Raw genomic sequence first — 24,192 nt, 5'->3', positions numbered from 1 at the left:
AAGCCTCGTTGATCTCGCAATTCGCCGACATATTCGTGCAGATGGTCGTCCTGTTCGCCGTGGGCGCGACAGGTTACGCCGCCAAGCGGCTGAACCTCATGGACGAGGACTTCGACAAGAAGTTCTCGAAGCTCATCCTGAATACGGCGTTGCCGGCGCTTATACTGGCCTCCGTGCTGACCGCCGAAACGCTGCCCTCGGCGACGAAGATCCTCTGGACCGCGGGCGTTTCGTGCGCCAGCTACGTGGTGCTCGTCGCAATCGGATTCTCCATCACGGCCGCGCTGCGCGTGCCCGACGGACGCAAAGGCGTCTTCCGGTTCATGATGGTGTTCGGCAACACGGGCTTCATCGGCTTCCCCGTGACGGCGGCTGTTTTCGGCGCGGAGGCGCTCATCTACACGACGGTGTTCAATCTCGCGTTCAATGCGCTCGTCTTCACGCTGGGCGTGTGGATGCTCGCCACGGACAACAAATACGGCGTGAAGATCAAGATGAGCCCGAAGTCGTTCCTCTCGCCGTGCATCGTGGCCAGCGTCGCGTCAATCGCGCTGGCGTTCGCCGGCATCCACGGCGTGCCGGTGCTCGGCGAGGCGCTGGACACCCTGGGCTCGCTCACCACCCCGGCGGCTATGCTCATCATCGGCTCGTCGCTGGCCAACGTGCCGGCGCGCCAGCTGGTGGGCGGGCCGCGCCTCATGGCGGCCGCGCTCGTGCGCCTGTTGGTCGCGCCAGCGCTCGTATGGCTGCCGCTGCATTTCCTCGTGAGCGACCCCGTGCTGCTGGGCGTGATCGTGCTGCTGTCGGCCATGCCGGTGGCCACGAACGGCACCATGCTGTGCTACCAGTACGGCGGCGACAGCAAGACTATGGCGCAGGGCACGTTCGTAACCACGCTGGGCGCCGTTTTCACCATCCCGCTGCTCGCCGTGCTGTTCATGGCGTAGCGGGGCGCAGCGATAACGCAAAGCGGCGCGCCCGAAGGCGCGCCGCGAACCGTGCGATATCTGTATGCACGACCTTTACGGCAGCATGCCCATGCTTTCGAAGACGAAGTAGCCCAGCACCAGCACGCCTACGACGATGCGGTACCAGCCGAACGCGGTGAAGTCGTTCTTCTTGATATAGCCCATGAGGAACTTGATGGCCACCACCGACATGGCGAACGCCGTGATGATTCCCACCGCCAGCACGAGGATCTCGGTGGAGGTCATGGCGATGCCGGCCGCCACGAACTTGATGCACTTCACCAGACCCCAGCCGAACATGATGGGAATGGCCAGGAAGAACGTGAACTCGGCCGCCGCGGTGCGCGAACAGCCGGCCAGCATGCCGCCGATGATGGTGGCACCGGAGCGGCTGGTGCCGGGGATGATGGCCAATACCTGGAAGCAGCCGATCTTGAGCGCGGTTTTCCAGTCGATCTCGTCCACGTCGGTGATCTTGAACAGCGATGCCTCGGCCTCGTCGGACACATCGCCGTACGACACGCGCGCATGGCGGCCGCGCGGCGCCTCGAGGGCGGCTTCGGCCTCGCGCAGTCGACGGCGATTGCGGCGCTCGAGCACGATGAACACCACGCCGTACAGGATGAGCATGGCCGCCACGGTCACCTTGTTGTAGAAGTACTCGTTCACCAGATCGTCGAACAAGAGGCCGATGACGGCAGCCGGGATGCAGCCGATGGCCACCATGCCCCACAGACGCCACGTGCTCTTCTTCTCGACGGCGTCCTTCTTCGGCGAGAACGGGTTCAGCTTGTGGAAGTACAGGATGAGCACGGCCATGATGGCGCCCAGCTGGATGACCACGAGGAACAGGGCCAAAAACTCGTCGGACACCTGCAGCTTCACGAACTCGTCCACGAGGATCATATGGCCGGTCGAGGAGATGGGCAGCCATTCGGTGATGCCCTCCACGATGCCGATGAGGAAGGCCTTCAATGCTTCGATGATCATGCGTGCGTATCCTTGGTTGGGTCGATGCGGTTATCGTTTGCGCTGATGATGGTCTTGCAGCATGGCGATGGCCAAAAGCGCCACCGACAGGCACAGTCCCATGAGAACGAATTGGGGAAGCTCTTGGCCCAGCGCGATGGTGGCAAGGGAGACGAGCGCCACTACGAGCGCCGCCATCTTGCAAAGGTAGGAGATGCGGTCGTTGAACGAGGCGTGCATCTGACGGCGCTCCTCGTCGGTGGGAGCCTCGCGACGAGGACGTTTCGCCGGGCGCGCAGGCGCGGCGACGTCGTCTGACGCGGCAGGAACGGACGCGGGCGCGTCCAGCTCCAAGTCGTCAAGCGCCTCTATGTCGTTTCGCGCGTTCTCCATGCCGGAAATTGTACACGAGGATGAGCGTGGAGCGTCGAGAAACCACAGGGGGCACATCGCAAGCGAAGAAGATCGGATTCGACAATACAACTGCCTATCAGCCCTATTTCGCAACCTGCAACATCTTTATGAGATCGGAAACGATCGCAAGAGAAGTTAATTCGCCAGGCTCCAAATGGTTCAGATAATCCAGGGCTTCGGAGAGCCAAGCCCGTTTCGAAGATCGATAGGCTACCTTTTCTCCAAAAACGGTTTCGAGTTCGCCCGTCCTCACAATAAGACAACCGCACTCCAAGCATCGATCTAGCAACTCTTCAACTTCATTCTCAATCTTATCTAGATACATCAAAGGATCGCGTTTGTACCGTAGCTTTGTCTCTTCGGGCTTTCCCGCATCGCATTCTATAGCGTCTCTTGTCTCTTGAGCTATCTGGGAAAGCCTTCCGCTAGGGTCACATTCAAAACACTTCAAGACTCTTTTGAACTTATTCTTATCATTCAAAATATCAAAATCCATCACTGCGCAGCAGGGAACGCCAACGTTCTTATAAAATTCCACCGCGAATGCAATTCTGTCCTTGCTGTGCACGTTAACAAAGAACGCCTCGTCGGCTACGCCCACTTTATTCAGGATTTCCCGATACACAAGCTCATCCGACTCCGACTCCACTACAACTACGACACGCGTAAAAACGCCCTCCAAAAGACGCGTGCTTCTCAGCAGAGGATCCCCTTTCACCCTATCCAAGCCCTCGCGGTCAAGCAAGTTCGCTCGAAGAGAGTCTCCGTCGCGCTGTAGTCTTAAAATGTCGCAGTTATCCCAGTCGCATGTTGACATGATGCCATTAAGAAGATGCGTACTATGCGTCGCTATGATCATTTGGCTGCATTGTTCAGCTGAAGAGCCAATCACCTTCCCCAGTTCGTAAGCTTGAGGCGGATGAAGAAAAGACTCTGGCTCGTCAATTAGAACTACAGGTTTGTCTCCCGACCTAAGAGCAAGATATACAGAAACGAAGCTTCGAAACCCATCTCCTTCGTCTTTCAAGGAAACACCCTGCTCTAACAGGAATTCGAAATCTGAGGTTCCACGAGCACTTGTTCTGTAACTCGAAAAATCCGAACCAGTCTTGAATTGGATCATTCCACCTTTTGTAACGTCATCGAGTACGACATCTTTCCCAAATAATCTTTTAGAAATTTCCGACAAGTCATCAAGGATTTGATCTTGGGATCGAACTCGTGAAAGAAAATTCGTATTTGAATCTGCCACGCCGTAGTACGGTTCTCCAGCGGAAAGAATCAATCTATCTTCTGTGCCAGAATAGCCGACAAGCAGTGGCCCTATGAAATTGAGAAGCGCATCTAAAGCACGCGCATCATTGGGAGAGGCATAATGAGATTCGATTACATCCTTCCACTGTCCCTGATATTTTGTCGCACACTCTTCTCGAACTATTTGACCATATTGATTAATATTAATTCCAGTATTGCAGTACTCTCTTACACCATAGTTTCCATTTTCATCGCGAACCACTTTTCGATCCAGATCAAACCACTCAAATAGAGCGTCCGTCGATTCGGGAAGCAGCAATTCAATAGTGCTTATTATTTTCCGACCCAGGATTAGGCCGCCGTCTTCGTCGCTCAATCTACCCAAAAGGGCAGACCGAACTTCTTTCAGAAACCTACTTTTCCCAGCATTATTTGGCCCAACAATGATTGTTAGTGCTTTTGGGCTGAACCGAGTTCCTTCTTCTGAACGGAGCTCAATTTCCTTAATCTTAAAACCAGCGACCATAATGCGGCTCCCTAAACAAAAAAATGAATTCTCCCAACACGCTACTTATCAGATTAAATTATTTTTTACTTAATTGCATCTTAGAGAGTTAGCTGGCAATCTCCTTCGTGCAAAGCCTGTGCAGCACGCCTCATCAACCCGGCAATCGCTGTCTTTTCGTGTAAGATGGCTAGCGAAAAACGAGAGCGATCCATTTATGCGAAGGAGCCACCCGTGTCCACCACCCCGTCCAGCCAGTTGGTCATCGTCGTCGATTTCGGAGCCCAGTACGGGCAGCTAATCGCCCGCCGCGTGCGCGATTTGCACGTGTACTCGGAAATCGTCCCGTGCGACATCACCGCCGAGGAGGTGAGCGAGCTCGCGCCCGCGGCCATCATCCTGTCGGGCGGGCCGGCCAGCGTGTACGCCGAGGACGCGCCGTCCATCGATCCGGGCATCTTCGAGCTGGGCATTCCCGTGCTGGGCTTCTGCTACGGCCAGCAGATTATGGCCGTCACGCTGGGCGGCACCGTGGGCCACACCGAGAAGGGCGAGTACGGAGCCGCGCCTCTGACGCGGCGCGACGAGGGGACGTCCCTGCTGTACGGCGAGACGCCCGTCAAGCAGACGGTGTGGATGAGCCACCGCGACGCCGTAGCCGAGGCGCCTGCGGGCTTCACGGTGACGGCCTCGACCGACGTGTGCCCCGTGGCCTCGATGGAGTGCGCGGAGCGCCGGCTGTACGCGACGCAGTTCCATCCCGAGGTGCGCCACACGCCGCACGGCGACCAGCTGCTGAGGAACTTCCTGTTCGGCATCTGCGGCCTTGAGGCCAGCTGGACGATGGACTCCATCATCGACGATGCCGTGGCGGCCATCCGCGAGCAGGTGGGAAGCGATCGCGTGATCCTGGGCCTTTCGGGCGGCGTGGACTCCTCCGTGGTGGCCGCGCTGTGCGCAAAGGCTATCGGTAAGCAGCTGACCTGCGTGTTCATCAACCACGGGCTGCTGCGCAAGAACGAGCCCGAAGAAGTTGAGGACGTGTTCACGAAGCAGTTCGACGTGGACTTCGTGCACGTGCACGCCGAGGACCGCTACGCCGCGCTGCTGGCCGACGTCGTGGAGCCGGAGCAGAAGCGCCGCATCATCGGCTCGCAGTTCTGGAAGGAGTTCTTCGCCGTCGCGGAGGAGCTGGCCGAGGGCGGCCGGCCGGTGAAGTACCTGGCGCAGGGCACCATCTACCCCGACATCATCGAGAGCGGCGCGCGCAAGACCGGCGGCAAGGCCTCGACCATCAAGAGCCACCACAACCTGATCCCCTTCCCCGACGGCGTGCATTTCGATTTGATCGAGCCGCTCGACCACTTCTTCAAGGACGAGGTGCGTGCGCTGGGCACGGCGCTGGGGCTGCCCGACCACATCGTGCATCGTCAGCCGTTCCCCGGTCCGGGTTTGGCCATCCGCATCATCGGCACGGTGACGCGCGAGAAGCTGGAGATTTTGAAAAACGCCGATGCTATCGTGCGCGAGGAGCTGGACGCCTACAACGTCCGCGTGTACGAGGAGACCGGCGAGCGCAACAGCGAACGCAGCGTATGGCAGTACTTCGCCGTGCTGCCCGACGTGAAGAGCGTCGGCGTCATGGGCGACGAGCGGACGTACGCCTACCCCATCATCCTGCGAGCCGTGGAGTCGAGCGACGCGATGACGGCAGACTGGGCGAAGCTGCCCTACGAAGTGCTGGCCCGAGTGTCGAGCCGCATCGTAGCCGAAGTCCCGGGCGTGAACCGGGTAGCGTACGACATCACCAGCAAGCCCCCCGCGACGATTGAGTGGGAGTGACCCTAGGCTAATTTTGCAAAGCCACCTGCAATGATTCATCATGGCTCATGAAGTTCCATTGAGGGTCATAGCGAATCAAGCCACTTGCAAAACAAGAGAATGATTCCACCCCGGAAGCGTAAGTTTCCGGGGTATTTTTATGCCTTTGAACAGGTATTTTGATTCGTTGTCATTCTGTGGATTCGGGATTGGTTGCACCCCATGGCGACCGTGCAACAGCATGGCATAAAACAAGAATACGCCAAACCACCTGCGACGAGTGTTTTGGCGATTGTCGCGCTCTTTGGGGGTGATTCGAATCAATCGCGAATCACTGGACATTTTTACGTGGTATCTGGACAAAATACCAGGTCAAGTTGAGGGGATGACAAATCGAAAATCGAGCCGATTTCGGCCTTAAAATGCCCCCCTGCAACAACTGAAAATAGCGACTTTTATCAATAAAAGTGATTCGCAATCATTCCGAAAGTGGCTTGCTAGGCTCCGAATTTCGCCTTCCATTCGGCGAGCTGCTCGGCGGTGATTTCGCCGGACTTTTCCGAATCAATCTGCGCGAGCCAAGCTTTGAGCGCCTGGGCGAGCTTGGGCGCCTTCTTCGACGACGGGTCGATGGCCAGGACGAGCTCGCCGCCGATCTCTTTCGGCTTGAAGCCGAACTCCTCGTCGATCCTGAAGATGAGCTCCAAGGCCTCGCGCGCCGTGGCCACGGGAACGTCGGAAAGCGATTCGGGCGCAACGTGAAGCGCCGATGCGATTCCTTTCACCTGATCTTCCCCAGGCGTCCTGTTGCCGAGCTCGTAGTTCCTAATCGCTGAATCCGTCAAACTGCACTTCTCCGCAAGCTCGCTTTGGGTAAGACCCCGCATCTTGCGGTACTTCCTAATGAGTTCGCCAGTTCCCATGCAGCCTCCTGAAGGCGCCCTTTTCGGGCGGACGATTGAACATAACGCGGAAATAATAGCACGTTTCTGAACGGTTTGATATTGACCGCACGATATTGAACGGTTACGATTCGCCTTAAGCACCGTTCGATATTGAACTGTAAGGAGGAAAGATGTCCGAGAACCCGAAACGACTCATCGGCGCCCGTGAAGTCGCAGAGAAGCTGCACATCGGAAGGACGAAGGCCTACGAGCTTATCCACGAGCTGAACCTTGAGATGGAGAGAAAGGGCTGCAGAACCATCCCGGGGCGCGTGAGCTGCGAGCTTCTGGACGAGCTCTACATCAAGCAGAAGGGAGGTTGGAAATGAGCGTAAAGCTTGCCAAGAACGGCACCTGGCTCGCGCAATTCAGGTGCAAGGACAAGTTTGGCAACGAAGTGCACAAATGCAAGCGCGGGTTCGCGACGGCGGAAGAGGCGCAGGCTTGGGAGGACGAGTTCATCGCCAGCGCGGGCTGCACCATGGAGATGACGTTCGGCGAGTTCTTCAAGGTTTACGAAGCCGATCTTCGCCCCAGGCTGCGCGAGCACACCTGGCGGCAGAAGGAGTACGCGATCAAGTCGAGGGTGCTGCCCTTCTTCGCGAACAAGAAGATGGACGAGATACGCACCATTGACATCGTCCGTTGGCAGAATGCCCTCATGGCGCCCGACGCAAACGACGGAAAGCCCTACAGCGCCACGTATCTGCGCACGCTCAACAACCAGCTGACCGCCATTCTGAACCACGCGGAGAGGTACTACGGGCTGAGCCCCAACCCCGCGATGAGAACCGTGAAGATGGGCGGCAAGGAAGCCCGCACGATGAATTTCTGGACCAAGGACGAGTATCTGAGGTTCTCCGACGCAACGATGGACGATCCCCGCGCGTTCGTGATCTTCGAGGTGCTGTACTGGACCGGCGTCCGCGAGGGAGAGCTCCTGGCCCTCACGCCGGACTCGTTCGATTGGAAGAAATCGACCATGCGCATCGACAAGTCCTACCAGAGATTGGGCGGCCGCGACGTGATAACCGACCCGAAGACGCCCAAATCGGTGCGAACCGTGAAGATGTCGCGCTTCCTGGCCGACGAGGTGCGCGATTACGCGAACCACCACCCGGAGATTGGCGAAGGCGATCGCCTGTTCCCCGTGTCGAAGCACTACATATCGCACGCGATGCAGCGAGGATGCGCGGCGAGCGGCGTGAAAAAGATACGCGTGCACGATTTGAGGCACAGCCACGTGAGCCTGCTCATCAACATGGGCTTCACCGCCCTCGCCATCGCAGACCGCATGGGGCACGAGGCGACCGACATCACCTTCCGCTACGCCCACCTGTTCCCGAATGTGCAAGACGACATGGCCAACGAGCTCGAAGAAGAACGGGGTGGATTCTGATGCCCTGTCCGAACAGCCACCGCAAGCGAACCATCTCGAAGGCGTTCCGCTGCTCGCCCGAGGAGAGACACCGCATCGAGCTTCTCGCGAGGGCGGCCGGGGTCACGCAGCAGGAGTACATCATGGCAAAGATCGAGGACAAGGAGTTCACCATCGTCCCGGACGTCCGCACGTTCAAGATGCTTCGCGACGAGATGCGCGCCGTCGTCGGCGAGCTGAGCCGCCTGCGCAACACGGGAGATCTCGGCGAGGAGCTCGAAGCGAGGGTCGAGCTGCTGTGCGACCTTTTCCTCGGGATCGCCGACGTCGAGAGTCCGCTTGACGAGGAGGATGCCCTGATCGAGCAGACGGGACGCGGCTGACCGAGACCCTTGCGGCGTTTTTCTGCGAGCAGCGGTTGCCCCGAACCGGCAAAGGCCCTTCGCCTTCCTTGGATTCGCCACGTTCGCGCAACGGGGCCCGCGCCGCAAGGGCGCCGAAACTTTCCCGAATTCTTTTGCAGGATATTCAGAGGGCAGGACTGAAAAAGAATTAGGGAAACTTGCGGCGGAAAGGGTTGGGGCAAGACGCCTTCGGCTTTCCTCCCTTGCGGCGCGCGCCCCGCGGCGCGGCCTTCGAATCGCAAGGCAGGACAAAGGGTCCAGCCAAGATTCGATGGAGGTCAGCCATGAACGCAGAAGAACTCAAGCCCAAGGCGATCAAGGCATCCGAGCGGTTCCTGGAGTCGAGGGGCTACGAAATCCTCGAAACCAGCTGGGAATGCACGGCGGGCGGCGCCGACATCATCGCCCGCGACGATGCGGACGTCGTATTCGTCGAGGTGAACGCCAAGACGAACACCGAGGCCGGCTTCCCGGCGGAGGCGGGCACCGAAGCGAAGCGCGCCAAGTTCGAGCGCACCGCGATCGCCTACATGGCCGGCTACGAGGAAACCGACGTGTCCGTCCGCTTCGACATCATCTCGATGGTGATCATCGGCGAAAGCCGCGCGATGCTCCGCCACCACATCAACGCACTGTCAGCCGATCCGGCCTAACGACCTCCGGGCCGCTTCGGGCCAGCAGCGGCCCGCCGGGGGCGACCCCGGCGGGCTTGCCTGCGGCAAAGGCTTCCGATTAGGAAGGCACCCGCACGAAATAGTCGAGCATGGGGACTCCTCGTCCCCAAACCCCTGCGGCAGGATGCGAAGGCATCCTGCACCTGCCGCGGAAAAGCGGTCCGAAGGCGCTTTTCCGTTTCTTCGGAGCACCGCCGCAATCAAACACCGTTCAATATCGAACGGTGTTTGATACAATGAAAACGTATTACGAAGCCCCCGGCTGCGCCTCTTCCACATCTTGCGCAGTCGGAGCGCGAATGCAAAGGAGGAAGCGATGAACACCATCGCCATCTCGAACTACAAAGGGGGCGTCGGTAAGACGACCACGGCCGTCAACCTGGCTACGCTGTTCGCCAAGAACGGCAAGAGGGTTCTGCTGATAGACCTCGACCCCCAAGCGTCGGCGACCGATTACTTCGGGCTCTACGGCGAAGCCGAGTCCACCGGACTCAACTCCATATCGCTTCTCTACGGGAATGCCCCCGTAGAGAAGGTGACCCATGAAACCAAGATTCCGAACCTGAGCATGGTGCCGTCGCTCATCGACCTTATCGACCAGAACGAGCTGATGCTTCGGGAGCAGCGGCTCAAATTCGCGCTCGACGACGCTTCGGACGATTATGACATAGCGATTGTCGACTGCTCGCCCGTCATGAAGCGCCTTGCCTTCAACGCGTACCTCGCCGCAGCGGACGGCGGGCTGGTGATCGTGCCCGTGAAGCTCGACAGCTCCGTGATGCGCGGAACCGCGCTCACGGTGAACGCCACGCGCGCCATCGCCGACGCCCTGCGCATGCCGACGCCTCGCTTCAAGATTCTGAGGACCTGCGTTCCCGGCCGCGCGACGCGCAGCGAGGCAACGGGTGCGGAGGTTCTCGACCGTTTCTTCCCGAACGACCAACTCCGAACCGTGATCCACTCTTCCTCGAAGGTGATGGAGGGCAGCTGGCAATGGCAGCCGGTCGTGGAATTCGACCCGAAGAACCGCGCCGCAAAGGACTATGCCGCACTCGCGGAGGAGGTCTCCGATGAGCTCGGCTAGTGACGTGGCCGCAGGGTTCTCCATCAGCGGTCTGCTCGACGCGGGCGCGAAGACCCGCAGCAAATACCCAGTGGCAGAGCTCGACATCAACGCCATCGAGGACAACCCCGAAAACGCCGTCTACTCGATGGACGAGGCCTCGATCGAGGCGCTGGCCGCATCCATCGAGAAAGACGGGCTCACCGACCTGCCGCTCGTGCGCAAGCTGCCGGACGGGCTCTGGCAGCTCATATCGGGCCACAGGCGCCGCGCGGCGTTCAGGCTGCTGGCGCAGAAAGACCCCGCCTATCGGAAGATGGGCTGCCGCATCGTCGAAGGCATAACCGACGAGCAGGCGGTGTCCATGCTTCATGCAGCCAACTACTTCGTACGCGAGCTCACGGTGGCAGAGCGCGCCGCTGCGACGAGGGCCCTCGGCGCGCAAGTTCAGAACATGCGCGACTCAGACCCAGCGCTTTCAGGCGTGCGCACCGAGGACATCAAGGCCTCCATCATCGAGAAACAGACGGGGCGCAAGGTATCGGGAAAGACCATCAAGCGCGACGAGGCCCTGGCGAAGACGATCGAAAAATCAGTGTCGGACTCTTGGAAACCTATGGCAAACGCCGGCAAGGTCTCGGCGGCGGCAGTGAAGGCGCTCGCCGCCATGCCCAAGCCAGCGCAGGAGAAGGCTTTCAGGGAGATGGACGTCGACGGCATGTCGAAGCGCGATATCACCCAATCCCTGCTCTCAATTCGCCCTTCGGAATCGCGTCCCGACGACTCACTGGCCAAGGCAAGGAAACTCGTCGAAAAGTACGCGAAGGACCTCAAGGGAATGCCCGCGCCGCACGACCTGGAATGCATCGAGGCGATGCAAGCCGCCCTTCGAGAAGTGATGGACGCATCGGAAGGGTCTTCAGCACCTTAAGTAGCAAGTAGCCTATTCCGTAATACGTTTTCCAACGCATGCCGGAATAGCACTTGTCCGAGCCGATGCGCAACGCCCGAAGGCGCCTTGGCGCCGTGCCGGGCAATGGCTCGGAACCGCTTCTTCCCAGCGGCGACACCACCGCAGGAAGGAAGCATGCGGGGGCTGCCCCCGCTCCCCGGCGAGCAATAGCTCGCTCAAGAAACGAACCACGCAGCACCTTCCACGTTTGGCTGCGCCGACCGCAAAGGAGAATCCCATGGCCAAGAAAACCCACATGGTCACCTGTAGGCTCGACGATCGGGACTACGGATCGCTGCACGAGAACGCCGCAGCTCTCGACGTCGCCCCGTCGACCTACATGCGCTACCTCATCCGCATCCCCGTATCGGCATGCCAAGACCCGAAAGGCGCAAACGTTCTCGTCGTCGACGCGAAGACCCTCGGCGCCCTGCGCTACGAGCTCGTCCGCTGGGGCCGCCATTACAACCAGGGCGTCCACGCCCTCAACGCGATAGCGTACGCAGCGCGCAAGAAAGCCCCCGGGCGGGATTACTTCGTCCAGCAGATCGGCATCGCGAACGAAAAGCTCGATGCGGTCGAAGAAGGTCGGCGCAGGCTTGAGGGGCGGCTCGACGACTTGGAAGGCTCCATCGTAGTAGGCGGCGGCCCATGCCGATACTGAAGCCGATATCCGGGCACACGGGCTGCCGCAACGTCCGAAGGTACCTTGAGAAGAACGGGCGCGCCATAGCCCGCGACTTCTTCAACCTGTCATGGGACGAGCGCGAGATGGCAGGCTACGACGAAGCCGGCAAGGAAGCCGTCGAATGGGACCGCGAGATGAACAGGACGCGCGCATCGTTCGGCAACGACGCGCCCTACAAAGGCAGGAAGGCCCGGACCTACAAGCACTTCGTCATCTCGCCCGACCCGGAGGATGACATCGACATCGAGGCGCTTCGTGGGTTGGCGAGCGACTGGGCGCTTCGCTTCTTCGGCGACCACCAGATAGCCATCGTCTACCACGACGACAACGCAAACGGGATCCCACATGCGCACGTGGTTGTGAACAACACCAACCTCAAGACTGGCAACAGGATGCAGACGAAAAACCCGCTGGAACTCAACCGCGCCTTGCAAGACATGGCCCGGGCGCGCGGGCTGCGCGGCCTTTCCAACGAGTCGAAGGCTAAGAGCGGCGTCGAAAGGCTTGCAGAGAAAGAGCATGGGCGCAAGGGGCCTTCCAAACGGCAAGACGTCCATATGAGCCGCGCCGAGCACGAGATAGTCGCAGAAGGCGGTTACTCATGGGTATCGGACATCAGGTGCCGCGTGGGCATAGCGAAGAAGCTCTCAAGAAGCGATGCCGAGTTCAGGCAGGTGCTCGGATTGCTGGGCATCGAGGTCTCGCCAGCATCGACACGCGGCGGACGGGACGACTGGGTCTACAGCATGAGGGAAGCGCTGAAATGCAAGGTTTCCGGGGGCAAACTCGGGTACACCTACACCAAGCAAGCCGTCGGGAGGAGCTTCGGCGGAACGAGCCTCGAAGGCATGAGCAACCGCGAGGTACTGAAAGCCGCAAGGAACGCGATCGCGCTTGAGAGCCTGAGCGACCTGCAAGACATTGCAAGCGCCCTGGAGACGTGCTCTAAGTACGGGATAGCGAACCGTGCGGACGCGACAACAAGGGCACGCGCCATGGAGGCCAAGGCGGAACGAGCCTTCAGCGACCCTCGCGCCATTGCAGCCGCGACGGAAATCCGCGAGGCAGCCCAGATACTCGCCTCATACGGGTTGCTGTCCGAGAAGGGCGAGCCACGCTCGCACCCCGGCGATGACAGGCGTCGAGCCAACGCCCATGCGTCAAACGGTCGAAACAAGGAACAGGAAACGGCGCAACGACGCCAACGAGAGCAACGCCGGGTAGATCGAGGAGAACGGTAAATGAAGATAGAGATGGCGTATCGAAACGGCAGGGTCGACGTGTTCGACACGATGTCGTTCACAGCCCCAAGCCCGTTGGGAAAAGAGAACGCACTCACGAACTTCGAACTGCGCTTCGACGAGCTTGGAAAAAAGGGATTGTGGCTTGCCGCCCATCATTACGACGTCGACCCTTCAGGCACCGAGGAGTGCCCTGACGACGAGACGCCTGTTGCCAGGCGCAGGCGCGGCTGGCGCTTCCTGCTGGCGGAAGCTTCGGAGTTAGATGAACTCGAATGGGTCGCCGTCGACGGCGAGCTTGCCTTGGCGCGCGTCCTTGGCGAGATGGTCGATGTTGGCCAGCTGATGAGATCCGCAAGGCTATGGCTCGGAACATCGAATCGATCGGTTGCGGAAACCATCGTGCACCTGTTCGATGAGCTTTCTACTGTCTCGCAAGCCGACTGCGGTATCGCGCGCGATGCGATACCGCGGCACTGTGGCTGCTCGGAAGAGCTCGTCTACCGACTCAAAGCAGCTTGCCCCAGGGAATCACCGAACGAAACAGAAACCAACAATCAAGAAGAGAACTGGCTGGAAGGATTTGAAAATGAAGATTATTAAATGCGTATTCAGCTTTATCGGAAAACTATGTCTGGGCTTCATTGCCCTTGTCGCGTGGATTGGAAAGCGCGTGCTGTGAGGATGCGCCCGGAACCACGAAGCATTCCGCGGGCGACAAAACAGTCACAAAGGCTCCAATCCTAAACAACAAGTCCGCAGAACAATTTTTTGATGTCGAGGCCAGCTGGCGACCGAGCAGGAACTCTACATTTGTCAATATCGAACTATGCAGCAACTGAAAAGGGTAAGCCCTTGAATGCCTAGAGCTCAAGTTCGCCGATTACTTGCTTCATAACGATAGCCCATTTGAGCTGCTCTGATATAAATCTCGGCCAGGCGGCCTCGTTGTTCTTGATCTTGCAGCCGTCTTTGTAGAAGCGAAGCCCCGATGCCTTCTTGGCGTCGAAGGGCGTGGCCGCAAGGCCGAGACGTTCTTCAAACAAATCGGCGTTGTCTATGGCCTTGTGGCCGATCTCCTTGTCGTTGGGCGCGTAGAACTCGATGCCGATTCTGCCGTGTTGCGTGTCTATAAGCAGCGCGATGTGATAGGCGGACGTGCCGCAGCGCAACGTGGTCCAGTGGTCCTTCGAGGGCTTCTGCGAGTTGAACGCCTTCAAAAAATCAGGTGACGCCTGGGCCACCTCGCGATACTTGGTCCAGTACGATAGCTTGACGCGCTCGGTCTCGGAGAGGCCCTCGCTGAGCTTGATGGCCTTCGTCCACTCGTTCGGCTGCTCGACAACGTTGAAGCGCGGGGCGGGCAGTGAGTCCCCGATGGACCACAGCTCTATCTCCACCAGAAAGAACCCGAAATCGCTGTCGGTGTGCTGGTTGAGCCACTCGATGGCCTGACGATGCTCGTCACGGGCGCGTGCCACCACCCACACGACGACCTCGGCGCCCTTACCGGCGGCGTAGGTGATTACTTTGCCCAGGTGGTCGTGGTTGGTGTCCTCGAGCTGGTTCTCGATGATCACCTTGCGTCCGGTGCCGGCTTCCCGCGCATAGATATCGACATTGAACGAACCCACCGACGACTCGGTCTCTATGAGCTCGAGCTCAATGCCGACTGCGGAGCTCAATATGGCAAGATTGGGCTCCTCGGAGAGCCACCTGGTGAAATCGAGCGCCTCGTGCAGCCACACGTCGCGCAGCTCGACCTTCTTGAGCTTGTCGAGGTTGTATTTCATCGCATTCCTTTCAAATCGCTGGCGCGCAGAGCGCTTCGTCCGCGTCAATCGAAAGCTAAGCTATACGCTATCGGCGGGCCAGCGCTTTCTCCAATTCCGCATCCGCGCGGTCTTCTCTGATGGATCCATTCCGCCAATCGACTTAAGGACATCCTGCGGCCCAACATTCCCGTTTTTGTGCTTCAAGGAATCTTTTGCTATGTCGTAGGCAAGCTGAACGGACGTCGTCGCAGCAAAGGGTTTTCCCTTCCGCGCCAGATTGAATGCTTCGGCGGCTCCGCTTATCGCGTTGTTGAACAACTCGATGGGGTCCATCTGCCCGGACGTGTTTTCGACCAGATAATCAACGCCGTCGTTTCCGACACCGAACTCAACCTCTCCTTGTCTATCCTGCTTGCCGAAAGGCGCTTCTTTTCCAAGGCCTAAATATGGCGTCTGGATTATGCCTTGTCGAGCGGCGCTCGTTTCGAACATGCCGTTGCGGCATCTGATAATCGCGGCGTCTCTCACCTCATCGCTGTAAAGCGGGCAAAACGCAAGCACGATCCAATCAACGTGAGCCGATGCTTTCCTAAGAAGCTCATAGGCTTCGCAACTTATCGGAAACTGACCTGGAGATACCCTGGTCTCCTTAAATCCATCATTGAGGAACCATTGGCGCAAATCCGTATGGAGCTCAATCAGGAACCCAAGCTGGATATCGGCATTGGCGTCACTCTGCGTTATGTTCTCGCGATACGCATCGAGCTTGAACGCATGCCCGCGACCGTCCCTGCCGAACAGCCCAGCGTCAAGCGAAGTGCTGATGTCGTCAACGCAGGCGTTCGATTGCTCCCGTATCGCCCGGCTAATCAAATCACCGAACCCTCGGTAAGCCTCTTCTGCCAAAGCGCCCCTACAAGCTGCATCCTCGTGTTGCTTTCGAAAGCGCTCTGCATCCGAAGAGAACCTCGCGGACTTGGATTCAGCCTTCTTGCCCCTCCCGATATGGTGGTCAACACGAAAGTGCTCTAAGCCGACTATTCTTCTTCCGTCTTCTGCTGCGATGAGGATATCGGGTCTATCGAATGGGCGGGCGTCGCCCGACAGTCGGGCGACGTTCCTTCTAGCTTCTCCGCCTTTTGCCCTCGCGACTTTCAGCGATTGCTCATAAATCGAAAGCTCGGCCTTTTCCTGGTTTTCCTTATGGCTCATAAGCGTGGCCTAGCCCATCCTGCCCATCACCTCGAGCAGGTCCTCGTACGTCGCCACGTTGTGGTAGCGCACGTCGCCCGTGCTCATCTCGTTGAAAAGCTTCTTGGCGCAGGCGATCTTGGCGTTCTCCACACCGGAGAGCTCCAGCGTGTCCACGGTGCCCTTGGTCTCGGCGACGAAGAACACATGGCGCACGCTGCCTTCCTTGAAGGCGATGGCCCAGTCTGGGGCGTAGTTGCCCACCGGCGTGGGAATCTGGAACGTGCGCGGCAGCTTGGCATAGACCGCTACCTCGGCGGCGGCGTCCATGTCCTCAGCGAACCTGCGCTCGCCGTCGGAGTCGGGAAACACGAAGCGCTGGATGTTCTTCTTGGCCTCGTACGCCTTGCTCGCGTTGTCGGGCATGCGCTCAGTGAAGATAGCCTCATCGTAGACGTCGTCGATCTCGTGGTAGCTGATGTGCTCCACCACCATCGTCGCCTTCTCCGACACGATGAGCGCCGCCGTCTTCTTGATGAACTCCTCGGGATTCACGCGGTAGAGCCCGAACACGTTGGCATCGATGCCGGCGAGAATCGCCGCGGCGCTCCTGCGCGTGATAGCAGCGGCCTGCGCCACCTCGCCCACGAGGTCGTAGGTCACGCCCACGGACGCGGTTCCGGCGTCGACGTTGCGAGTCTCGGTCTGCGTGCGGCCGAACGACGAGCCGCCCTGCACCTCGTCGCGCGTTGCCCGTGACTTTTGCCCGCCGACCGTCAAGGTGTACTGCAGCCTGCTCACGCGCAGGTCACAGTTGATACGCTCTATCGACTTGCGCCTCAACTCGTCGTCCGAGAAGCTCACCGTGTAGGCGTGCTTTCGGTTGATGCGCGCCCACAGTTCCTTGAACTCGCGTCTTGCGAAGTTGTCGGTCAGCGTGTTCTCGGAGATCTTCTCCTGGGCGCGCCCGATCATGCCGTCGAGCGCGTGCGCGTCGTAGACGCTCTTCACCAGCGCCTCGACCGCCTTGGCGTGGGCAGCGTCGGCGATTTCCTCGGGCAGCTTCGCGACGAAGTACTCCACGAAGGTGCCGTCCTCCACGGCCTTGCGGAACTCGGCGGTCGGCTTGTCGTCGTCATCGATGAGGTCGCACTTGTAGAGGGTTTTGTATACGCGCCTCGACTCGTCCTCGGTGAAGGAGACCGTCTCGCCGTCGAGCACGACGTCGCGACCGCTGAACAGGTCCATCTCCACCTTCTTCGGACGATCGCGCAGGCTCTTGCTTATATCTGTCTGCAAATCCCTCACGAACGTCTCGTAGCTCTCCGACGCGATCACGGTGAGCAAGTTCACGCGGTGCACCTCGTCGGGTCCCAGCAGCGCCGCGTCCTGGCGGTTGCCGTCTTGATCGACCGCCAAGCGCATGCCGCGGCCGACCTCCTGGCGCTTGCTCGTCTCAGAGCCGGATTCTTTGAGTGTGCAGATCTGGAAGATGTTCGGGTTGTCCCAGCCCTCGCGCAGCGCCGAGTGGCTGAAGATGAAGCGCACCGGCTCATCGAACGAAAGCAGGCGCTCCTTATCGCGCAGGATCAGGTCGTAGCCGCGTTTCGCGTCGTCGTCGTTGATGCCGATGCCGTCATCGCGCTCCGCCTTCCTCTCGGCCTTCGACTCGACGGCGTTGCCCTTCTTGTCCACCGAGAAGTATCCGGAGTGCACTGAGCATGCCTCGAATCGCCCGAGGTACTCCGCATACGAGGGGTCGAGGATGTCATCCTGCGTCGGGTGCTCCAGCCTGTCGGAGACGATGGCCTCGTACTCCTCCTCGAAGATCTTACCGTAGCCCACTGTTTCGCCGTTTCCGGAGAGGTCGCGGTACTTCGCTACCTGGTCGATGAAGAAAAGACTCAGGCACTTGATGCCGCGGCGGAAAAGCGCCTCCTCCTTTTGCAAGTGGCTCAGGATCGTCTCGCGAATCTGTATGCGCTGCATGTCGTCGGCGGCGGAGTCGCCGTAGACCTCGCCGATGTAGACGCGCCCGTCGTCCCCGATAGAGCCGTCCAGGAAGCGCACGTAGCCTGGGCGCCCATCCTGGGGCGGGACCACGCCGTCGTTGCCGCTCGCGATGGTGTAGCCGCGGTACGCTTCGAGCTTCGTCGAACCGCTGGCGCCGTAGATGCTGTCGCCCTCGCCAAAGCGTGCGGTCTTCTTGCGCACCTTGCCGCCAGACCCCATGCACTTGAACTCGATAACGGCCTCGGGGGCGCGATTCTTGGATACCACGATGTCGCGCAGGTACAGGTAGCCGTCGGTTCCGCGCATGTTCTTTAGGGCGAAGCCCTTCACCTCGATGCGCTTGACGAGTTTCTGGTTGTAGGCGTCCAAGGCGTCCAAGGCATACACCAGGTCGTGCTTCTCCTTGTGAGTTGCCGAGTAGTTCAGCACGAACAGCGGGTTGAAGCGGGCGATGCCCTTCTGGGTCGCGCCCCCCTTCTTTCCCATCTTCTGGGGCTCATCGCAGATGACAATGGGGCGGTTCGCCGCTATGACGTCGATGGGCCTACGGCTGCTGAACTCGTCGCGCTCGTCGAAGATGATGCGCGCCGCCTTGTTCTTGGCGCCCTCCTTCATCGACGCGTTGAACGCCTGCATGTTGATGACCATGCAGTTGACGTCGCTCGACTGGGAATACGCATCCAGTTCGGTCAGGTTGTCCGAGTCGTATATGAAGAACCTGATCTTCTTGTGGTATTGGGAGAAGAAGTGCTCCTGGGTGTTCTCCAGGCTCTTGGCCACACCCTCGCGGATGGCGACCGATGGCACCACCACGATGAACTTGCACCAGCCGTACAGGCGGTTGAGCTCGAGCATCGTCTTGGTGTAGACGTATGTCTTGCCGGTGCCCGTCTCCATCTCGACGTCCAGCTGGCAGGCTCCCATACTGCAGAAAAGCTCCTCCGACTCGGGGATCTGGTTGCGTCGCTGCACCGCTCGCACGTTTGCCAGTATGTCAGCGCCCGAAAGCGCGACGGGCGCATTGGCATAGCCCTCGGTGCTCTCGTCGCCGAAGTCGATCTCGCCCTGCGCACACTTGGGCTTGCGGCCCAGATCGCGCAGGTAGACGGAGGCGCCCTGGTTGGGCTGCCCCTCGAAGACCGAGGTCACCGCATCTGCGGCGTCGGTTTGGTACCGTTGTACTTTGAACTTGAACTTCATGTCGACGCCTTAAATCACTTGGGGAACGGTGTCGGGGCTGTAGGTGCGGAAAAGCTCCTCGTAGTTGGCGTGTGTGGCGTCGTCAGCCATGGACGAGTCGCGGATGACGGCGTACCAGGGCTTGGCCTTCGCCATCTCCTCGATGGTGTCGGAGCCAACGTTCGCATCGAAGCAGGCCGCCAATTTGTCGCCGTCAACAAAGAACACCTGCTGACGTCCTGCGGTTCCATTTCCGGTCATCTCGTCACCATCCCGTATCAAATCATCAAACACATTCCGACATCTGCGCTGCTAGAAGCATAAATTGCCGTTCATGTGGGCGATAGGTCGAATTACCCTGTCTCCATCGAAATAACCGCCCCCGGAGCCATCTCGAGCCATCCGGGAGGCACGTTTCCACATCATGCGAAGGGAGGCGGCACGTTGCCGGAATCAAGGATAAGATCGGTCAGGGAGCTCAGATGCGGCGTGTGGGAGGTTGACATCATCGACGCGTCGCGCAAGAGGCTGCGAAGGAGGTTCCGGGCGGAAAGCGCGGACGGGGCGCGCGCCGCGGCGCTCGCGTCCCTGCCGGGGCCGAAGGCGTGCACGCTCGCCGAGGCGCTGGACCGCTACTTCGAGATCCTGACGGCCAAGGGGGCCGCCAGGAAAACCGTCGCGAACTATCGAAAGGAATGCAGGGCCCTCGGGGCGATAGCGGGCTGCGCCGTCGACTCGATAAGCCCCGCCGCGGCGGCGGCCGCGCTCGAGTCGGCCGAGTCCCGCGGCGTCTCGCGCGTGCGCTGCTACCGGCTCAAGACCATCTGCGCCGCCGCGGGCAGACATGCGCTCGCCGAAGGGCTGTGCGCCTCCAACCCGTTCTCCGAGGTCCCGTTCGACGTTCCCCGGCCGCCCAGGAAGAAGCGCCCGATCCCCCCGGCGGGCCTCAAGGCCGCGCGGGCCCTCGCCGCATGCGGATCGGGGCATTCCGCCGCGGCCATCGGCCTCGCCCTCGGATGCGGCCTCAAGCCCGGCGAGATCTGCGGGATACTCGCCGACGACCTCGATGCGGAGCGCATGACCGTCACCGTCCGCGGGATCTGGCGGGAGAGCATCGGCGAGCCGAACTTCTTCGTCGCATATCCCGAGCCCTCCGTGACGCGGCTGCCGGCATGGCTCGGCGACGCGCCGCGCTCCTGGGCCGCCTCGGCCGGATCCAGGCTGCTGCTCGAGAAGAACGGCCGCCGCCGCGACGTGGAACACCTCAGGAGCGACGCGAACGAGCTGCTGCGCATCGTTGGCGCCGGATGCACGCTCTACGGGCTCAGGCTCGCCCATGATGAAGGGGAGGATTGAGGAATATGCATTACGAAAGGGTCTCCCTCGCCCGCCGCGGCGGTTCATGGAGGATGAGCTACCGCGCGGTCTACGATGCCGAGCGCAAGGGCGATCGCAAGTGGGCCACGATCGGGGCGGCGGCGAGCCGCGCGGAAGCCGAGCACCTAGCGGCCGAATACCTCTACAACCTCCCCCGCGACCCGGAAGACGAGCGGCGGGCCGAAGCCATCGAGGCGACGGAGGGCCGCATGCCCACGGTCGGCGAGCTCAGGCGGGACGACATCGACCATGCGCTCGCCGTCGGCGCCATCGAGAAGTCGACGCATGCCGGCTATTGCCGCCACGTCAGGCTCCTGGGCGACCTGGGGGAGATTCCCGTGGACAGGGTCACCGCCCAGGACGTGCAGCTCTACGTCGACTCGCTCGTCGAGGACGGGTACTGCTCCGAGACCGTGAACCATATGCTCTGGACGGTCAGGGACACCCTAGAGCTCGCCAGCTTCCGAATGCTCCGGCCCCCGCTCGACCTGCGCAGGATCCGCGCGCCCAAGCACGACCGCCCGCTCCCCCGCGCGCTCTCCGCCGAAGAGAAGAACGCGCTGCTCGCCGCCCTCCCGTGCATCCGCGGCCCGCTCGACGCGATAGTGCGGCTCGCCCTGTTCGCGGGCCTCAGATGCGGGGAGATCTGCGCCCTGCGCTGGGCGAACGTCGATCTCAACCGCCGCACGGTGCGCATCACCAGCGCCATCGGCACCCTGCCCTCCTCCAACGGCTACCTCAAGGGGCCGAAGAGCCCGGCCGGCGTGAGGGCGCTGCCCATCGCGGACGGGCTCATGGAGGGGCTGGAGCGCCGACGGGCGGAGCAGGAGGCCCGCTGCCGCGACGCCGGCGTCCCGTTCACGGACGACATCTTCGTCGTCGGCGACATCGACGGCGCGTTCATGGTGCCGAGATACGCCAACCAGCTGTTCAGGACGTTCGTCCGGACGTTCGGCATAGGCGGCGGGAAGTGCGGCCTGCACCGCCTGCGGCACACCTTCGCCACCGAGCTCATCATGTCCGGGGTCAACCCGAAGACCGTGTCCAACTGGCTCGGGCACACGGACCCCTCCTTCACGCTGAGGATCTACGTGAGCTCCAGCCCGGAGAACCTGCGCGCGAGCGTCGACGCCGTCAACGAGGTCATGGCGCTGCCGGAAGGCTACGACGGGCAGGGCTCCGAGCTGCCGGCGCGCATCCGGGGTCAGGAAAAGAAGGAGCCGGAAGAAGAGCCCCTGCCCGATGCCGAGGCGATGCGGACGGTGAAGATCATCTCCTGGGAATCGCTCGCGTGCGGCTAGGCCGTGGCGCGGGCAGATGCGCAGGCGCGTTCCCGCGTCTGCGCATATATGCGTAAATGAGAAAATGCGCGTATGCGCATGTACGCGTTCGGGTATATATGTATATATGAACCTGAACCGCGCCCGGCTTCCCGTGCGGGAAGGCCGCATTGCGCACGGCGCGGCGCGGGCGGATAATCGGCAGGCCGCGGCATACCGCCGCGCCATCATCCAAGGAGCGACCACCATGGGCCTTTTCAAATCGAAGCGCGACATCCCCGACGAGGAGATCTACCGCCCCGGGGACAGGTACTTCGACCCCGAGCTCGTCAAGTCCAGCGACCTCATGAGGCGCTGGTCGGACCTCTACAACGCACACGAGGCCTCGACCCATGTGGTCGAGGAGGGCTACACCGCGGAGATCGCCGTAGTCGGCACGCTCTACGACACCTTCTACATGACGGGCGACGTCGACGTGCCCGGCGCCGTCGAGATGTGCTTCACGCCCGAGCAGATCCGCGAGCACCCCGAATACGTCACGTACAACGCGTTCATCCCGCCCCACCAGCTCGGCTACACCATGGACGAGGTCGACACGTCGCGCACGCACTGCAGCGTCGTGAACTACGTCGCCGTGCCCGAGGGATATTCCGTCGCGCTCGGGCAGGACGGCCGGCTCCACCTCTACGACCCGCAGGACAACGTGTGCTGCGTCACGATGCCGAAGATGTTCCAGCCCTGGTTCGACATCGAGTCGCCCATGGGGCATATAGGCACCCAGGCGCGCCGCCGTTACCTCGTCAGCACCCGCAGCCCGTTCGAGGACGTCGGGCATGCCGCCCACCGCTTCGCCGAGCGCGACGACCCCGAGACCGGGGAGCATTGGATCGACACCGACGCCCATGCCATGAGGGCGCCGTCCATCGCCGAGGACGAGCCTGTGCAGGCGGAGGCGCCGTCGTGCGCCCGCGCGCTCCCGCGCAAGGGCTGATTCGCGCAGATGCGCAGCTATAGATATATGCGCATGCGCATATATGCCGGTGTGCTGATGTGCGCACGCGCACGGCTCAGAAGTCCTCGGCCATCGCCCTCGCGACGTCGAGCAGGGTCCTCTGCTTGGCCGGGCCCATCATGTCGTAGTAGGCGCGCATCTTGCGCCAGCGCAGGGCCGACTCGTCCTTCTTCCTGCCGCCCGCCCTCGGGTCGCCGACCTCGGTGAAGGCCGTGACCATGTTCACGCCGTACTCGTTGAGCAGCGCCCGCAGGTCCCCCGGCGACACCCACAGGGTCCCGGCCTCGTACTTGTACACCGTCGTGGCCTTCTTGCCGATGACCGCTCCCGCCTCATCGCCCTTCAGCCCCGCATCGTAGCGGTAGCGCTTGAGCTGCGCCGCCAGCTCGGACTTCTCCGGAACCCTCGACCTCATCGAACGCATCACTTCCTTCCGTGTCGAAACGCGCGGGGCCTTTCTACCCCGTGCGGGCAAGTATCGCACCGCGCGCCATCTCCCCGTTCCTATACTGTTCCCGTCGGGGGTCGTAACGACCCGGATACTTTCGGTATCGGAACACGGAACGGGAAGGCTTCCGACATGAACAGACAAGACGGCATACACATGGACGCGCTCGCCGCGGCGCTCAGGGAGACCGGCGCCACGGCGCTCGACATCGTCCGCGGCACGGGGATACCGCTGCCCAAGGTCCTGAGGCTGCTCGGGCTCTCCACGGCGTCGCGCGCCGCGGCGGCCCTCGACGGGCTCGAGATCGTCCAGCTCTGCCTCTACGCGGAGCTGCCGCTGTCCGCCGTCATGGACGCCGAGGAGGACCAATGAGCTCAGTCATCGAGGACCTGGCGGCTCTGCCGAGGTTCCTGACCGTCAAGGAGACGTGCGCCTTCCTGGGCGTCAGCGCGTCGACCGTCAAGAGGTTCGTCAAGTCGGGGGACCTCAGGCAATGGACCCCCGAGCGGGGGCACCGCAAGATAACGCGCGACTCCGTCGCCAGGCTCGTCGGGGTCGATCCCGCCTGCATCCCGAACAGGCGGAAATCGACTGAATAGAAACTCAGACAATTGGTTATAATGCCACCGTCGATGGTCCGGC

At 61.0% G+C, this 24,192-nt stretch carries 25 protein-coding genes; 16 read left to right on the top strand and 9 right to left on the bottom strand.

The features are described 5' to 3' along the window. Positions 1-8 precede the first annotated feature (8 nt). A complete protein-coding gene (locus ELEN_RS04715; RefSeq protein WP_009304914.1) occupies positions 9-947 on the top strand; it encodes an AEC family transporter in 939 nt (312 codons plus the stop codon). 75 nt (positions 948-1,022) lie between these two features. Here ELEN_RS04715 and ELEN_RS04710 read toward each other — a convergent pair whose 3' ends face one another. The 3 genes from ELEN_RS04710 to ELEN_RS15895 form a co-directional block, all read right to left on the bottom strand. Next, entirely contained in the window at positions 1,023-1,958 is a 936-nt protein-coding gene (locus tag ELEN_RS04710) for an undecaprenyl-diphosphate phosphatase (RefSeq protein WP_009304915.1), read from the bottom strand. A 30-nt stretch (positions 1,959-1,988) separates the two neighbouring features. Beyond that, positions 1,989-2,330 (bottom strand): hypothetical protein, encoded by a 342-nt coding sequence (locus ELEN_RS04705; RefSeq protein ID WP_009304916.1) that lies wholly within the window; start codon positions 2,328-2,330, stop codon positions 1,989-1,991. Positions 2,331-2,433: 103 nt separating this feature from the next. After that, positions 2,434-4,131 (bottom strand): ATP-binding protein, encoded by a 1,698-nt coding sequence (locus tag ELEN_RS15895; protein WP_015760298.1) that lies wholly within the window; start codon positions 4,129-4,131, stop codon positions 2,434-2,436. A gap of 213 nt (positions 4,132-4,344) precedes the next feature. Here ELEN_RS15895 and guaA point away from each other — a divergent pair, with 213 nt between their 5' ends. Further along, positions 4,345-5,952, top strand: coding sequence for a glutamine-hydrolyzing GMP synthase (gene guaA, locus ELEN_RS04695; protein ID WP_015760297.1), 1,608 nt, complete (start codon positions 4,345-4,347; stop codon positions 5,950-5,952). A 476-nt stretch (positions 5,953-6,428) separates the two neighbouring features. On the opposite strand, the gene ELEN_RS04690 is transcribed toward guaA, so the two are convergent. Next, positions 6,429-6,854, bottom strand: coding sequence for a helix-turn-helix domain-containing protein (locus ELEN_RS04690; RefSeq protein ID WP_015760296.1), 426 nt, complete (start codon positions 6,852-6,854; stop codon positions 6,429-6,431). Between the two features lie 152 nt (positions 6,855-7,006). Between ELEN_RS04690 and ELEN_RS04685 the strand changes: the two genes are divergently transcribed. From ELEN_RS04685 to ELEN_RS15710, 9 genes are all read left to right on the top strand, one after another. Then, entirely contained in the window at positions 7,007-7,204 is a 198-nt protein-coding gene (locus ELEN_RS04685) for a hypothetical protein (RefSeq protein ID WP_015760295.1), read from the top strand. Then, positions 7,201-8,274: a site-specific integrase gene (locus ELEN_RS04680; RefSeq protein WP_015760294.1), complete on the top strand. Its 1,074-nt coding sequence runs from the start codon at positions 7,201-7,203 to the stop codon at positions 8,272-8,274. Before ELEN_RS04685 ends, ELEN_RS04680 begins: the two co-directional genes overlap by 4 nt. After that, positions 8,274-8,636: a plasmid mobilization protein gene (locus ELEN_RS04675; RefSeq protein ID WP_015760293.1), complete on the top strand. Its 363-nt coding sequence runs from the start codon at positions 8,274-8,276 to the stop codon at positions 8,634-8,636. Before ELEN_RS04680 ends, ELEN_RS04675 begins: the two co-directional genes overlap by 1 nt. A gap of 305 nt (positions 8,637-8,941) precedes the next feature. Next, positions 8,942-9,310, top strand: a complete 369-nt coding sequence (locus tag ELEN_RS04670) for a YraN family protein (RefSeq protein WP_015760292.1) — start codon at positions 8,942-8,944, stop codon at positions 9,308-9,310. Positions 9,311-9,647: 337 nt separating this feature from the next. Next, positions 9,648-10,415 (top strand): ParA family protein, encoded by a 768-nt coding sequence (locus tag ELEN_RS04665; RefSeq protein WP_015760291.1) that lies wholly within the window; start codon positions 9,648-9,650, stop codon positions 10,413-10,415. Beyond that, complete coding sequence (locus ELEN_RS04660) at positions 10,402-11,325, top strand: ParB/RepB/Spo0J family partition protein (RefSeq protein ID WP_015760290.1); 924 nt, start codon at positions 10,402-10,404, stop codon at positions 11,323-11,325. The genes ELEN_RS04665 and ELEN_RS04660 overlap by 14 nt, the downstream gene beginning before the upstream one ends. A gap of 259 nt (positions 11,326-11,584) precedes the next feature. Next, entirely contained in the window at positions 11,585-12,010 is a 426-nt protein-coding gene (locus ELEN_RS15715) for a hypothetical protein (protein ID WP_015760289.1), read from the top strand. Continuing rightward, a complete protein-coding gene (locus ELEN_RS04650) occupies positions 11,998-13,275 on the top strand; it encodes a relaxase/mobilization nuclease domain-containing protein (protein WP_015760288.1) in 1,278 nt (425 codons plus the stop codon). The genes ELEN_RS15715 and ELEN_RS04650 overlap by 13 nt, the downstream gene beginning before the upstream one ends. Next, positions 13,276-13,878, top strand: coding sequence for a hypothetical protein (locus ELEN_RS15710; RefSeq protein WP_015760287.1), 603 nt, complete (start codon positions 13,276-13,278; stop codon positions 13,876-13,878). Positions 13,879-14,138: 260 nt separating this feature from the next. Here the strand turns inward: ELEN_RS15710 and ELEN_RS04640 are convergent, their stop codons facing one another. The 4 genes from ELEN_RS04640 to ELEN_RS04625 are packed head-to-tail and all read right to left on the bottom strand — an operon-like array spanning position 14,139 to position 19,694. Continuing rightward, complete coding sequence (locus ELEN_RS04640) at positions 14,139-15,068, bottom strand: DUF4268 domain-containing protein (protein WP_015760286.1); 930 nt, start codon at positions 15,066-15,068, stop codon at positions 14,139-14,141. A gap of 60 nt (positions 15,069-15,128) precedes the next feature. Continuing rightward, entirely contained in the window at positions 15,129-16,262 is a 1,134-nt protein-coding gene (locus ELEN_RS04635; protein WP_015760285.1) for a hypothetical protein, read from the bottom strand. 9 nt (positions 16,263-16,271) lie between these two features. After that, on the bottom strand, positions 16,272-19,454 hold the full coding sequence (locus ELEN_RS04630) for a type III restriction-modification system endonuclease (protein ID WP_015760284.1): 3,183 nt from the start codon (positions 19,452-19,454) through the stop codon (positions 16,272-16,274). A gap of 9 nt (positions 19,455-19,463) precedes the next feature. Next, positions 19,464-19,694: a hypothetical protein gene (locus ELEN_RS04625; RefSeq protein ID WP_143924737.1), complete on the bottom strand. Its 231-nt coding sequence runs from the start codon at positions 19,692-19,694 to the stop codon at positions 19,464-19,466. Between the two features lie 228 nt (positions 19,695-19,922). On the opposite strand from ELEN_RS04625, the gene ELEN_RS15705 reads away from it, so the two are divergent. The 3 genes from ELEN_RS15705 (at position 19,923) to ELEN_RS04605 (ending at position 23,081) form a co-directional block, all read left to right on the top strand. Beyond that, positions 19,923-20,789, top strand: a complete 867-nt coding sequence (locus ELEN_RS15705; RefSeq protein ID WP_015760282.1) for a site-specific integrase — start codon at positions 19,923-19,925, stop codon at positions 20,787-20,789. Positions 20,790-20,794: 5 nt separating this feature from the next. Next, positions 20,795-22,111, top strand: a complete 1,317-nt coding sequence (locus ELEN_RS04610; protein WP_015760281.1) for a tyrosine-type recombinase/integrase — start codon at positions 20,795-20,797, stop codon at positions 22,109-22,111. A gap of 226 nt (positions 22,112-22,337) precedes the next feature. Further along, positions 22,338-23,081 (top strand): hypothetical protein, encoded by a 744-nt coding sequence (locus tag ELEN_RS04605; RefSeq protein WP_015760280.1) that lies wholly within the window; start codon positions 22,338-22,340, stop codon positions 23,079-23,081. Between the two features lie 76 nt (positions 23,082-23,157). Here the strand turns inward: ELEN_RS04605 and ELEN_RS04600 are convergent, their stop codons facing one another. Beyond that, the gene (locus ELEN_RS04600) at positions 23,158-23,517 is read right to left on the bottom strand and encodes a helix-turn-helix domain-containing protein (protein WP_015540150.1); all 360 of its coding nucleotides are present in this window, start codon (positions 23,515-23,517) and stop codon (positions 23,158-23,160) included. Positions 23,518-23,682: 165 nt separating this feature from the next. On the opposite strand from ELEN_RS04600, the gene ELEN_RS04595 reads away from it, so the two are divergent. Both ELEN_RS04595 and ELEN_RS04590 read left to right on the top strand, forming a co-directional pair. Continuing rightward, complete coding sequence (locus ELEN_RS04595) at positions 23,683-23,922, top strand: hypothetical protein (RefSeq protein ID WP_015760278.1); 240 nt, start codon at positions 23,683-23,685, stop codon at positions 23,920-23,922. Beyond that, entirely contained in the window at positions 23,919-24,149 is a 231-nt protein-coding gene (locus tag ELEN_RS04590; RefSeq protein ID WP_015540152.1) for a helix-turn-helix domain-containing protein, read from the top strand. The genes ELEN_RS04595 and ELEN_RS04590 overlap by 4 nt, the downstream gene beginning before the upstream one ends. Positions 24,150-24,192 lie beyond the last annotated feature (43 nt).

The organism is Eggerthella lenta DSM 2243, from assembly GCF_000024265.1.
Lineage (GTDB): Bacteria > Actinomycetota > Coriobacteriia > Coriobacteriales > Eggerthellaceae > Eggerthella > Eggerthella lenta.
The sequence above is the reverse complement of the archived record's forward strand: the minus strand, read 5'-3'. Positions and strand labels throughout refer to the sequence as shown.